14 protein-coding genes are annotated in these 12,288 nt (G+C 73.7%); 10 read left to right on the forward strand and 4 right to left on the reverse strand.

Annotated elements, in window-relative coordinates; genetic code table 11:
* Positions 1 to 4 precede the first annotated feature (4 nt).
* From rsmI to QWY29_RS01065, 7 genes are all read left to right on the forward strand, one after another.
* Entirely contained in the window at positions 5 to 856 is an 852-nt protein-coding gene (gene rsmI / locus QWY29_RS01035) for a 16S rRNA (cytidine(1402)-2'-O)-methyltransferase (protein WP_300958780.1), read from the forward strand.
* A gap of 2 nt (positions 857 to 858) precedes the next feature.
* Positions 859 to 1,701, forward strand: a complete 843-nt coding sequence (locus QWY29_RS01040) for an alpha/beta fold hydrolase (RefSeq protein ID WP_300958782.1) — start codon at positions 859 to 861, stop codon at positions 1,699 to 1,701.
* Positions 1,698 to 2,585: a TatD family hydrolase gene (locus QWY29_RS01045; RefSeq protein ID WP_300958784.1), complete on the forward strand. Its 888-nt coding sequence runs from the start codon at positions 1,698 to 1,700 to the stop codon at positions 2,583 to 2,585. The genes QWY29_RS01040 and QWY29_RS01045 overlap by 4 nt, the downstream gene beginning before the upstream one ends.
* Before the next feature lie 294 nt (positions 2,586 to 2,879).
* Positions 2,880 to 4,025: a resuscitation-promoting factor gene (locus tag QWY29_RS01050; protein ID WP_300958785.1), complete on the forward strand. Its 1,146-nt coding sequence runs from the start codon at positions 2,880 to 2,882 to the stop codon at positions 4,023 to 4,025.
* 10 nt (positions 4,026 to 4,035) lie between these two features.
* Positions 4,036 to 4,917, forward strand: coding sequence for a 16S rRNA (adenine(1518)-N(6)/adenine(1519)-N(6))-dimethyltransferase RsmA (gene rsmA, locus QWY29_RS01055; protein WP_300958786.1), 882 nt, complete (start codon positions 4,036 to 4,038; stop codon positions 4,915 to 4,917).
* A complete protein-coding gene (locus tag QWY29_RS01060) occupies positions 4,914 to 5,840 on the forward strand; it encodes a 4-(cytidine 5'-diphospho)-2-C-methyl-D-erythritol kinase (RefSeq protein ID WP_300958788.1) in 927 nt (308 codons plus the stop codon). The genes rsmA and QWY29_RS01060 overlap by 4 nt, the downstream gene beginning before the upstream one ends.
* 5 nt (positions 5,841 to 5,845) lie before the next feature.
* Entirely contained in the window at positions 5,846 to 7,654 is a 1,809-nt protein-coding gene (locus QWY29_RS01065; protein WP_300958789.1) for an ABC-F family ATP-binding cassette domain-containing protein, read from the forward strand.
* A 40-nt stretch (positions 7,655 to 7,694) separates the two neighbouring features.
* Here QWY29_RS01065 and QWY29_RS01070 read toward each other — a convergent pair whose 3' ends face one another.
* Positions 7,695 to 8,180 carry a MarR family winged helix-turn-helix transcriptional regulator gene (locus QWY29_RS01070; RefSeq protein ID WP_300958791.1) on the reverse strand — a complete coding sequence of 162 codons (486 nt, stop codon included), beginning with the start codon at positions 8,178 to 8,180 and terminating at the stop codon, positions 7,695 to 7,697.
* 66 nt (positions 8,181 to 8,246) lie between these two features.
* Here QWY29_RS01070 and QWY29_RS01075 point away from each other — a divergent pair, with 66 nt between their 5' ends.
* The 3 genes from QWY29_RS01075 (at position 8,247) to QWY29_RS01085 (ending at position 9,803) form a co-directional block, all read left to right on the forward strand.
* A complete protein-coding gene (locus QWY29_RS01075) occupies positions 8,247 to 8,630 on the forward strand; it encodes a VOC family protein (RefSeq protein WP_300958793.1) in 384 nt (127 codons plus the stop codon).
* Between the two features lie 103 nt (positions 8,631 to 8,733).
* Entirely contained in the window at positions 8,734 to 9,093 is a 360-nt protein-coding gene (locus QWY29_RS01080) for a metal-sensitive transcriptional regulator (protein WP_439117370.1), read from the forward strand.
* Positions 9,094 to 9,314: 221 nt separating this feature from the next.
* On the forward strand, positions 9,315 to 9,803 hold the full coding sequence (locus tag QWY29_RS01085) for a hotdog fold domain-containing protein (RefSeq protein WP_300958794.1): 489 nt from the start codon (positions 9,315 to 9,317) through the stop codon (positions 9,801 to 9,803).
* 13 nt (positions 9,804 to 9,816) lie between these two features.
* Here the strand turns inward: QWY29_RS01085 and QWY29_RS01090 are convergent, their stop codons facing one another.
* The 3 genes from QWY29_RS01090 to QWY29_RS01100 are packed head-to-tail and all read right to left on the reverse strand — an operon-like array spanning position 9,817 to position 12,280.
* The gene (locus QWY29_RS01090) at positions 9,817 to 10,710 is read right to left on the reverse strand and encodes an amino acid ABC transporter permease (RefSeq protein WP_300958796.1); all 894 of its coding nucleotides are present in this window, start codon (positions 10,708 to 10,710) and stop codon (positions 9,817 to 9,819) included.
* A complete protein-coding gene (locus QWY29_RS01095) occupies positions 10,707 to 11,357 on the reverse strand; it encodes an amino acid ABC transporter permease (protein ID WP_300958797.1) in 651 nt (216 codons plus the stop codon). The genes QWY29_RS01090 and QWY29_RS01095 overlap by 4 nt, the downstream gene beginning before the upstream one ends.
* A gap of 38 nt (positions 11,358 to 11,395) precedes the next feature.
* Positions 11,396 to 12,280: a glutamate ABC transporter substrate-binding protein gene (locus QWY29_RS01100; RefSeq protein WP_300958799.1), complete on the reverse strand. Its 885-nt coding sequence runs from the start codon at positions 12,278 to 12,280 to the stop codon at positions 11,396 to 11,398.
* Between the last annotated feature and the right edge of the window lie 8 nt (positions 12,281 to 12,288).

The raw sequence follows: 12,288 nt of genomic DNA on the forward strand, positions 1-12,288 counted from the left end.
GGCCATGACCGGCCCCTCGACCGGCGTGCTCGTCCTCGCCGCCACCCCGATCGGACGGGTCGCCGACGCGCCGCCGCGCCTCGCCGAGGAGCTCGCGACGGCCGACGTCGTGGCGGCGGAGGACACCCGCCGGCTCAAGCGGCTGACCACCGACCTCGGCGTGAGCGTGTCCGGCCGGGTGGTGTCGTACTTCGAGGGCAACGAGTCCGCCCGCACCCCGCAGCTGCTCGAGGCGCTGCTGGCCGGCGAGCGGGTGCTGCTGGTGACCGACGCGGGCATGCCGAGCGTCTCCGACCCCGGCTACCGGCTCGTCGTCGCCGCGGTCGAGCACGACGTGCACGTGACCGCCGTGCCCGGCCCGTCGGCGGTGCTGACCGCGCTCGCGGTCTCGGGGCTGCCGGTCGACCGGTTCTGCTTCGAGGGGTTCCTGCCGCGCAAGGCCGGCGAGCGCGCGCGCCGCCTGGCCGGGCTCGCGGCCGAGGAGCGCACGATGGTGTTCTTCGAGGCGCCGCACCGCACCGAGGCTGCGCTGGCCGCGATGGCCGAGGCGTTCGGCGACGACCGCCCCGCCGCGGTGTGCCGCGAGCTGACCAAGACCCACGAGGAGGTGCGGCGTGGCCCGATCGCCGACCTCGTCGCGTGGGCGGCCGAGGGCGTGCGCGGTGAGGTGACCATCGTGGTCGCCGGCGCCGCGCCGGTCGCGCTCGTGGGCGACGACCCGGCGAGCCTGCGGGCGGCGGTCGCGGAGCGCGAGGCCGCGGGCACCAGCCGCAAGGAGGCGATCGTGGAGGTCGCCCGGCTGGCCGGGGTGCCGAAGCGGGAGGTCTACGACCTGGTCCACCGGGGAGAGGGATGAGCATGAGCACGCGCCTGGAGCGGTTCCACCACGACGGACTCGTCTTCGACGTCCACGACAGCGGCCCGGAGGACGGCGACCCCGTCGTCCTGCTGCACGGCTTCCCCGAGCGGGCCACCTCGTGGCGCGCGGTCGAGCCGCTGCTGCACGCGGCCGGCCTGCGGACCTACGCGATGGACCAGCGCGGCTACTCCCCGGGCGCGCGCCCCGAGGGGCGCAAGCACTACCGGGTCGAGCTGCTCGCCGGCGACGTCGAGGCGCTCGTGCGCACCATCGGCCGGCCCGTGCACCTCGTCGGCCACGACTGGGGCGCCAACGTCGCCTGGGTCGTCGCGGGCCAGCACCCCGACCTGGTGCGCACCCTCACCGCCGTCTCCGTCCCGCACCCGGCGGCGTTCACCGCGGCGATGACCAGCTCCGACCAGGCGCTGCGCAGCTGGTACATGCTGATGTTCCAGCTGCCCCGCGTCGTCGAGCTGACCGCCTCGCTCGGCGGCGGCCGCGTCTTCGAGCGCTTCCTGCGCAACGCCGGGATGACCCGCGACGACGTCGCCCGGGTGCGCCGCGAGGTGCTCGACGACGGCGCGCTGCCGCACGCGGTCGGGTGGTACCGCGGCCTCCCGCTCTCGGACCGCTCGGTCATGGGCCGCTCGATCAAGGTCCCCACGACGATGGTCTGGAGCGACGGCGACGTCGCGCTCTCCCGCCGCGGGGCGGAGCTCACCGAGCGCTACTGCCGCAGCGACTACGAGCTCGTCGTCCTCGCCGGCGTCTCCCACTGGATCCCCACCCACGCCCCCGAGGCGCTGGCCGAGGCGGTCCTGGAACGGGTGGCCGGCACGTGAGCAGCAGCAGCGGCCGCGCCGAGCGGCCGCCGGTCCCCGACCCGCTGCCGGCGCCCGTCGTCGACAACCACTGCCACCTCGACATCACCCGCGACGCGGGCCCGGGTGGCGCGGACGGCCCTGGCGGCGCAATGCCGCCGGACCCGAGCGCCGCGATTGCCGAGGCCGCGGCGGTCGGCGTGCCGCGGATCGTCCAGATCGGCTGCGACCTGCGCGGGGCCCGCTGGGCGGTCGAGGCGGCGGCGACGTACGACGCCCTGGTCGCCGGCGTCGCGCTGCACCCCAACGAGGCGCCCCGGCTGGCCGAGCAGGGGACCGACCTCGACACCGCGATGGCCGAGATCGAGGCGCTCGCCCGCGCCCACGACAAGGTCCGCGCGGTGGGGGAGACCGGGCTGGACCACTTCCGCACCGGCGAGGAGGGCCGCGCGGTGCAGGTCGAGTCGTTCCGCCGTCACATCGACCTGGCCAAGCGGCTGGACAAGACGCTGGTCATCCACGACCGCGACGCCCACGACGAGGTGCTGCGCGTGCTCGACGAGGAGGGCGCCCCCGACCGCTGGGTGATGCACTGCTTCTCCGGCGACGCGGCGTTCGCGCGGGCCTGCCTGGACCGCGGGGCACACCTGTCCTTCGCCGGCACCGTGACGTTCAAGAACGCCCAGCCCCTGCGCGACGCGCTCGTCGTGGCGCCCCGCGACCGGCTGCTGGTGGAGACCGACGCGCCGTACCTCACGCCCCACCCGCACCGCGGCGCGCCCAACGCCTCCTACCTCGTCCCCCTCACGGTGCGGGCGATGGCCGAGGTTCGCGGCGACGACCTGGAGACCCTCTGCCTGGCTCTCGACGCCACCACCGAGGAGGTGTTCGGCGGCCCCTGGTGACCCGCCCGCGGTCGGACCGACGGCCCCCCTGAGAGCCCTGACTAACCGGCTGAGAGCCTGCCCACACCCCGTCCGAAACGGGGGACGAGGGTTTGCGCGGACCTCCCGAGCCTGTTCTGCTGGATGACTGATGGCCGGGATCGGGAACGATCACGCCAGTGCGCGAGGAGCGGACGACCACGGGTGGGGAAGCCCTCGGTACGCCGTCCTCGAGCCCGCCGAGGGGCCGCTCGATGCGGCCCGGAGGGTGCGCCCTGGTGCCCGAGACCCGGGGAGAACGACGTTCGGAGAATCGTGCGCAGCAAGCTCGCACACTGGGTGACCAGGTCCAGCCGCAGCCGACCCGTGATGGTGGCGCTCGCCGCCGTGGTCGCGCTGGCCGTGGCCGGGAGCACCCTGGGCTACTCGGCCCTCAGCAAGTCCGTGACCCTCAGCATCGACGGTGAGCCGTCGGAGGTCAGCTCGATGGCCTCGACCGTCGGCGACGTCCTGGAGGACCAGGGCGTCGAGGTCTCGGCCCGCGACCAGGTCGCGCCGGGGCTCGAGGAGCAGGTGAGCGACGGGATGGAGATCTCGGTGCGCTTCGCCCGTCCGGTCGAGCTGACCGTCGACGGCGACACCTCCACCCACTGGGTGACCGCCACCGAGGTGGCCGGCGCGCTGGGGCAGATCGGCGAGGACTACCGCGGCGCGGACCTGTCGGTCAGCCGTGGCGGCTCCATCGACCGCGGAGGCGTCGAGCTCGAGGTCGTCACCCCCAAGACGCTGGAGGTCAAGCTCGCCGACAAGCCGTGGCGCAAGCGCACCGTCACCGCGCTCACCGTCTCCGAGGCCCTCGAGCAGCTCGGCGTGGACGTCGAGCAGCGCGACGAGACCAAGCCCCGCCTGGACGCGGAGATCGCCGACGGCGACCGGATCGTCTTCACCGACGTGCGCGTGGTGACCAAGAAGGTCCGCGGCGAGGCCATCGACTTCTCGACCACCGAGCGCGAGGACGACTCGATGCCCGAGGGCGAGTCGACGACCGTCCGCGCCGGCCGCGAGGGCGCCCGCAACGTGACCTACCGCCTGACCTACCGCAACGGTGAGCTCGTCGGCCGCGTGGTCAAGAAGGCCCAGGTCACCCGCGCCCCGGTCGACGCGATCGTCCGCGTCGGCACCCAGGAGGCCCCGGCGGCGCCGAACTACGCCGGCGGCGGCACCGTGTGGGACGCGCTCGCCAAGTGCGAGTCCGGCGGCAACTGGGCCATCAACACCGGCAACGGCTACTACGGCGGCCTGCAGTTCAACCTGGGCACCTGGCGTGCCTACGGCGGCCCCGGCTACCCCCACCAGCAGTCCCGCGAGACGCAGATCGCGATCGCCGAGAAGGTCCGCGCGGCGACCGGTGGGTACGGCTCCTGGCCCCACTGCTCACAGTCGCTCGGCCTGCCTCAGTAACCTGAGGTCCATGTCTGACACCTCCGCCGGTCCGAGGCTCCTCGGGCCGGCGGAGGTGCGCTCGCTGGCAGCGGCGCTCGACCTCCGCCCGACCAAGCAGCGCGGGCAGAACTTCGTCATCGACGCCAACACCGTGCGCCGCATCGTCCGCGAGTCCGGCGTGACCGCCGACGACGTGGTCATCGAGGTCGGCCCGGGCCTCGGCTCGCTCACGCTGGCGCTGCTCGAGGTGGCCGGCCGCGTCGTCGCGGTCGAGCTCGACGAGCGGCTCGCCGGCGCCCTGCCCGCGACGATCGCGGAGCACGCGCCCGGCCAGGTCGACCGCTTCGAGGTCGTGCTGGGCGACGCCATGCGGGTCAGCGAGGTGCCCGGCCCGCCGCCGACCGCGCTGGTCGCCAACCTGCCCTACAACGTCTCCGTCCCGGTGCTGCTGCACCTGCTGGCCCTGCTGCCCTCGCTCGAGCGCGGCCTGGTGATGGTGCAGGCCGAGGTGGCCGACCGGCTCGCCGCGGCCCCCGGCTCCAAGGTGTACGGCGTGCCGTCGGTCAAGGCGGCGTGGTACGCCGACGTCCGCCGCGCCGGCTCCATCGGCCGCAACGTCTTCTGGCCCGCGCCCAACGTCGACTCCGGGCTGGTCGCCTGGGACCGCCGCGAGCCGCCCGCGACGACGGCCACCCGCGAGCAGGTCTTCGCCGTGGTCGACGCGGCCTTCGCCCAGCGGCGCAAGGCGCTGCGCGGGGTGCTGCGCGGCCTGGCCGGCGGCTCGGGCGACGTGGTCGACGCCGCGCTCGCCCACGCCGGGATCGACCCGCTGGCGCGGGGGGAGTCGCTGCGCGTCGAGGACTTCGCCCGGATCGCCGAGGGCCTGACCGCCGCGGGGGCCGCCGCATGAGCCCACTCGCCCCGGTCGCCGGCGCCGTGACCGTCCGCGCCCCCGCGAAGATCAACCTCCACCTCGGGGTCGGCGCGCCCCGGGCCGACGGCTTCCACCCGCTCACGACCGTCTACCACGCCCTCGGGCTGTGCGACGACGTCACCGCGACCCCGGCGGAGCGCTGGGGCGTGACGATGGCCGTGCCCGACTGGATCGGGACCGACGCGCTGCCCGCCGACGGGGACAACCTGGTCGACCGCGCGGCCGCGCTGCTCGCCGCGCACCACGGCGTACCCGTCCACGGCCTGGTGTCGGTCGCCAAGGCGATCCCGGTCGCCGGCGGCATGGCCGGGGGTTCCGCGGACGCCGCGGCGGCCCTGGTCGCCCTGGACCGGGTCTGGGACCTCGGCACCACCGACGAGGACCTCCTCGCGATCGCCGCGCAGCTCGGCAGCGACGTGCCGTTCGCGCTGGTGGGCGGCACGGCCGTCGGCACCGGCCGCGGCGAGGTCGTCGAGCCGGTGGCCGACCACGGCACCTGGTGGTGGGTGGTCGTCCCGTCCACCGAGGGGCTCTCCACCCCGGCGGTCTACCGCCACTTCGACGAGATGTTCCCCGACGCCGCCCCCGAGCCCTGCGGGGCCGAGGCGCTGCTCGCGGCGCTCGCCACCCGCGACCCGCACCGCCTGGCCGACGTGCTCCACAACGACCTGCAGCTGCCGGCGATCGACCTGCGCCCCGACCTCGGCGAGCTGATCGACCGCGGCCAGGGCGTGGGCGCGTTGCGCGGCCTCGTGTCGGGGTCCGGCCCCACCTGCGTGTTCCTCTGCGAGTCCGCCGACCACGCCCGGTCGGTGGCGGCCTCGCTCGAGCAGGACCACCCCCTCGTCCTCGTCGCCAACGGACCGGTGGCCGGCGCCCACCTGGTGGAGTACGCGTAGCCCTCATGAGCAACCTCCTCAACCTCGAGCGTGTCTCGAAGTCCTACGGCGTGCGCCCGCTGCTCGCCGACGTCTCCCTCGGCATCGGCGCCGGCGACCGGATCGGCATCGTCGGTCGCAACGGCGACGGCAAGACCACGTTGCTCGAGGTGATGACCGGCATCGAGCAGCCCGACGAGGGCCGGGTCTCCCGGCAGCGCGGGCTGCTCGTCGGCTACCTCCACCAGGGCGACGAGCTCGACGACACCCACACCGTGCGCGAGGCCGTCCTCGGGGGTCGCTCGGACCACGAGTGGGCCGCCGACAGCCGCACCCGCGAGATCGTCGAGGTGCTGCTCGCCGGGGTCGCCCTCGACCGCCCGGTGGTCGGCCTCTCCGGCGGCGAGCGGCGGCGGTGCTCGCTGGCGGCGCTGCTGCTCGGCGACCACGACCTCGTCGTGCTCGACGAGCCCACCAACCACCTCGACGTCGAGGCCGTCGCCTGGCTGGCCCAGCACCTCGCCGCCCGGCCCTCCGCGCTCGTCGTCGTCACCCACGACCGGTGGTTCCTCGACGCGGTCTGCCAGTGGACCTGGGAGGTCCACGACGGCCAGGTCGACGCCTACGAGGGCGGGTACGCCGCGTTCGTGCTCGCCAAGGCCGAGCGGCAGCGGCAGATGGCGGCCTCGGAGATCCGCCGGCAGAACCTCGTCCGCAAGGAGCTGGCGTGGCTGCGGCGCGGCCCGCCGGCCCGCACCTCGAAGCCGAAGTTCCGCATCGACGCCGCCAACCAGCTCATCGAGGACGTGCCGCCCCCGCGCGACCGGCTCGAGCTGCAGCGGTTCGCGAGCCAGCGGCTCGGCAAGGACGTCATCGACGTCGAGGACGTCGACCTGGTCCGCGGCGAGCGCAAGCTCCTCTCCCACGCCACCTGGCGGATCGGCCCGGGCGACCGGATCGGCCTCGTCGGCGTCAACGGCGCCGGCAAGACCTCGGTGCTCTCCCTGCTGTCCGGCGAGCTCGCGCCCGTCGCGGGCAAGGTCAAGCACGGCCGCACGATCGCGCTGCAGCACCTCACCCAGCAGCTCGACGACCTCGACCCCGACGGCCGCGTGCTGCCCACGGTCGAGTCGATCCGGCGGGTCACCAAGACCCTCGAGGGCCAGGAGCTGACCGCGACCTCGCTGCTGGAGCGCTTCGGCTTCACCGGCGACCGGCTGACCGCCCGCATCGGCGACCTCTCCGGTGGCGAGCGGCGCCGCTTCCAGCTGCTGCGGCTGCTGCTCACCGAGCCCAACGTGCTGCTCCTCGACGAGCCCACCAACGACCTCGACATCGAGACGCTCAACGTCCTCGAGGACTTCCTCGACGGCTGGCCCGGCACCCTCGTCGTCGTCAGCCACGACCGCTACTTCCTCGAGCGGGTCACCGACTCCGTGTGGGCCCTCCTCGGCGACGGCCAGGTCTCGATGCTGCCGCGCGGCGTCGACGAGTACCTCGAGCGCCGCGCCGCCGACCTCCACCTCCAGGGCGTCGACGTGCCGACCGGGCCGGACCCGGTGGCGGGCTCGTCGTCTGCGTCGTCGGGCTCGACGGAGCCGGCGAAGGCCAAGGTCGGCGGCGCCGAGGAGCGCGCCGCCCGCAAGACGGTCAACCGGATCGACAAGCGGCTGCAGCGGATCGGCGAGCGCGAGGCCGAGCTCAACGCGGCCGTGCTCGAGCAGGCGCAGGACTACGCCGCGCTGGCCCGCCTCAGCGCCGAGCTGCAGGAGCTCGCCGCCGAGAAGGAGCAGCTGGAGCTGGAGTGGCTCGAGGCGGCCGAGCTGCTGGAGTGACCCGGCCCGGCGGCTGGCCCGGCGGCGTACGTCGGCAGGGTCAGGAGAACGGCACGAGCAGCCGGCGCAGCAGGTCGGCCAGCTCGTGGCGCTCGGCCGGAGGCAGGTCGGCGAGGAGCCCCTGCTCGGCGCGCAGCAGCGCGGTGAAGGCGCCGTCGACCGCGCTCTTGCCCTCCGCGGTGAGCCGGACGATCACGCCGCGGCGGTCGTCGGGGTCGGGGTAGCGCTCCACCAGGCCGCGCGCGGCGAGCCGGTCGACGCGGTTCGTCATCGTCCCGCTGGTCACGAGCGTCTCGCGGAGCAGCCGGCCGGGGGAGAGCTCGTAGGGCGCACCGGCGCGGCGCAGCGCGGCCAGCACGTCGAACTCCCAGGTCTCGATGCCGTGCTCGGTGAACGCCTGCCGGCGGGCCAGGTCGAGGTGGCGGGCCAGGCGGGAAATCCGGCTGAAGACGGCGACCGCGTCGAAGTCGAGGTCGGGCCGCTCCCGCGCCCAGGCCTCGACCAGCTCGTCGACCTCGTCCCGCATGCGGGCACTCTAGCCGACCGGTCGAGAATCTTGACGTCAAGACATTGGCGGCGCAGGGTGTCCTTCATGATGCGTCTCCACCACGTGCAGGTCGCCTGCCCTCCCGGCGGCGAGGACGAGGCCCGCCGCTTCTGGCGTGACGGACTCGGCATGACCGAGGTCCCCAAGCCGGCCGACCTCGCCGGACGGGGTGGGTGCTGGTTCCGGGCCGGAGCCGAGGCCGGGGGAGCCGAGGTCCACGTGGGGGTGGAGGACCCGTTCGCCCCGGCGCGCAAGGCCCACCCCGCGCTGCTGGTCGCCGACGTTGCCGGGCTCGAGCGGCTCGGCGGGTCGCTCGAGGCGGCCGGCTTCGACGTGGACTGGGGCGAGCGGCACACGTTCGCGGCGTACCAGCGGTTCCACACCCGCGACGCGCACGGCAACCGGGTCGAGGTGCTCGCCCCCGCGTAACGCCGGCCGCGCTCCCGCGTTGACCCGTCGATCGGCCGGGCCCCCGCCTGCGCCGGCGGGGTCCGGGCCCCGCGCGCCACCCTGCTCGTGAGAAGGGCTCCCCGTGACCGACCTCGAGACCCGCCCCGACGCCCCTGTGGCGGCACCCGTCGCTTCCCCTGCCCCTGAGTCGGGCGCCGAGCCCGCCGCCTCCGCCGTGCCCGCCGTGCAGGCCGTCGACATGTCGGCGGTGGTCAACCGGGTCAAGCGCGCCCAGGGCCAGCTCGGCGGCGTGCTCCGGATGATCGAGGAGGGCCGCGACCTCGAGGCCGTCGTCCACCAGCTCAAGGCGGTCTCCCGTGCCCTGGACCGGGCGGGCTTCGCCCTGATCGCCGCCGAGCTGCGCCAGACCGTCGCCGACGGTGCGGACGTCGGCGAGCCGGAGCTGGCCAAGCTGGAGAAGTTCTTCCTCTCGCTCGCCTGACCGCCGGCACCGCTGGTCGTGCAACGCGCTGTCCACGGCGGTAGCGCGCTGTTCGACGACCTACCGCGCTGTTCCGCGACCACCGCGCCCTCGCGACCACTACCGCGCCGGTCGGACGGCGGGGTAGTGAGACGTGCGGCGCGGTAGGCGAGCGGACAGCGCGTTACACGGACGCCCGGGCGCCCGCGGCACCCGGTTACCGTCGGGTAACGTACGCCGGCATGAGCCGAGTCCTGGACATGTGGCGGACGACGACGAGCCTGCCGGTGGTGGGCCCGAGGGTCGGGGCGCGGGTGTTCTCGCTGCTGTTCAGCCAGCAGGCGCCGTACTTCGCGACGATCCGGCCGCGGTTCACCGAGATCGGGCCGAACCGCGCGGTGCTGGTGATCCCCAAGCGGCGCCGGGTGCACAACCACCTCGGCACCGTCCACGCGATCGCCCTGTGCAACGGCCTCGAGGCCGCGATGGGTGCGCTCGCGGAGGCGACCGTGCCGGCCGACAAGCGGTGGATCCCGAAGGGGATGGACGTCAGCTACACCGCCAAGGCCACCAGCGACATCACCTGCGTCGCCGAGACCGACCCCGAGCAGTGGACCGGCCTGCCCGACGAGGGCGCCGACCTGCACGTGCGGGTCAGCGGCACCCGCGACGACGGCACGGTCGTCGTCGAGGGCGTCATCCGGCTGTGGGTGACCCCCAAGAAGCGCTGACGGGTCGCAGGCCTCAGGTCGCGGGGACGACCGCCTCGGCCGCGGACGCGCTGCCGCTGGAGTGGCTGAGCCGCCGCTCGACGTACGTCGCCAGGCGGGAGAGGGCGAAGTTGATGACGATGAACATCGCCCCGACCATGAACAGGCTCTGGATCGGGTTGTCGAGCACCTGGGAGATCTGGTTGCCGCGGCGGAGCAGCTCGAGGTAGCCGAGCCCGATCACGGCCGCCAGCGAGGTGTCCTTGAGGATCACGATGAGCTGGCTGATGAGCGCGGGCAGCATGACCCGGAAGGCCTGCGGCAGCAGGATGCTCGACATCGTCTGCCGCTCGGTCATGCCGATGGCGCGGGCCGCCTCGCCCTGGCCGCGCGGCAGCGAGAGGACGCCGGCGCGGAGGATCTCGGCGATGATCACCGAGTTGTAGAGCGTGAGCCCGATGACGAGGTACCACAGCGCGGCCTCGCCCGGGAGGAAGCCGAGGTCGACCTTCAGCTCGACCATCGCGCGCCAGACGAAGACGATCGTGATGACGACCGGCAGTCCGCGGAAGAGCTCGATGAAGAGCACGACCGGCACGCGCAGCACCCGTCCGAGCATCATCCGCGCGACGCCGAGCAGGACGCCGACGACCAGCGAGCAGGCGATGGCCAGGCTGGCGGCGATGAGCGTCGCGGTGGCGCCCTGGCGGACCAGGCCCCAGACCGCGCCGAACTGCTCGTCCGACGGGTCGATCCACGGGCTCCACAGCTCGGCGTCGAGCTGGCCGCGGTCGGCCAGCCGCATCGCGACCAGGGCGAGTGCGGCCGCGATGAGCAGCAGGCCGAGGACGGTCCCGACCAGGGCGCGGCGCCGCGCGCGGGGGCCGGGGAGGTCGTAGAGGACGGACTCGGTGCGGTCGCGGCTCATCGGGCGATCGCCACCTTGCGCTCGAGGAGGCCGAGCAGGACGCCGGCGGTGAGGGTGATGACGAGGTAGCCGATCGCGACCCCCGTCAGCACCGGGATGTAGGCGTAGCCCTGGGCGCTGGTCAGGGTCTTGCCGACGCTGAACAGGTCGGCGCCGACACCGAAGGCGCCCACCACGGCGGAGTTCTTGAACATCGCGATCTGCACGCTGCCCAGGGGCGGCACCGCGGAGCGGAACGCCTGCGGCAGCACGACCTGGGTCATCGTCTGGCCGAAGGTGAGCCCGATCGCGCGTGCCGCCTCGGCCTGGCCGCGGTCGACCGCGTTGATGCCCGAGCGCAGCGCCTCGCAGACGAACGCCGAGGTGTAGATGACCAGCCCGGTCACGCCGAAGACGTAGAAGCTGGCGTTGACGCCGACCTCGGGCAGGCCGAAGGCCATGAAGAACAGCACGATGGTCAGCGGGCAGTTGCGCACCAGCGTGACCCAGGCGGTGCCGAAGGCACGCAGGGAGGCGACGGGGGAGACGCGGAACGCCGCCAGGACGGTGCCGAGGACCATCGAGCCGAGCAGGCTCCAGCCGATGATGCCCAGCGACCTCAGGAATCCCGACCAGTACAGGTCGAGGTTGTCCAGGACGGGTTCCACGTCTCCCTCTCGTCAGCAGCCGCGTCGGCGACCGGTGGTCAGGCGCACTCGGCGGGCTCGGGCAGCTCGGGGGTCTCGGTGCCCTCGACCTCGCCCGCGGTGCGCTCCCAGGCCTCGATGTAGGCGTCCTCGTTGTCGGCGAGCGTCTCGTTGATGAACTCGCAGAACGCGGTGTCGCCCTTCTCGATGCCGATGCCGTAGGGCTCCTCGGTGAACTGCTCGCCGACGAGCTTGAACTCACCGTCGCTCTCGGAGACGAAGCCGAGCAGGATCACGTTGTCGGTGGTCACGACGTCGACCTGGCCGTTGCCGAGGGCGTCGGCGCACTTGTCGTAGACGTCGAAGAGGACGAGCTGGTTGTTGTTGGCGAGGTACTCGCGGATGTTCTCCGACGGCGTCGACCCGGTGACCGAGCAGACCTTCATGTCGGGGTTGTCGGCGAGGTCCTCGGGGCCGCTGATCGTGTCGTTGTCCGCGGCGACCATGAGCTGCTGGCCGGCGACGTAGTAGGGGCCGGCGAAGCTGATCCGCTGGGCGCGCTCCTCGTTGATCGTGTACGTCGCGGCGACGAGGTCGACGTCGCCGTCCTCGATCACCTGCTCACGGACCTCCGAGGGGGTCTCCTTCCACTCGATGTCCTCCTCGGCGACGCCCATCGCGCCGGCGATGATCTTGGCGACCTCGACGTCGAAGCCCTCGGGCACGTCGTCCAGGCCGAGGAGGCCGAAGCCGGGCTGGTCGAACTTGGTGCCGATGGTCATCGTGCCCCGCTCGGCGATCTCGGCCATCGTGGTACCGGCCTCGAACTCCGCGTCCTGGGCGACCTCGACGTCCTCACCGCCGCCGTCGTCCCCGCCGCACGCGGCGAGCGAGAGGGCCAGTCCGGCTGCCGCGACGGCGGCCTTGGTGCGGGTGAATCGCATGCTGATCT

This window comes from Nocardioides abyssi (genome assembly GCF_030412915.1).
GTDB classification, from domain to species: domain Bacteria; phylum Actinomycetota; class Actinomycetes; order Propionibacteriales; family Nocardioidaceae; genus Nocardioides; species Nocardioides abyssi.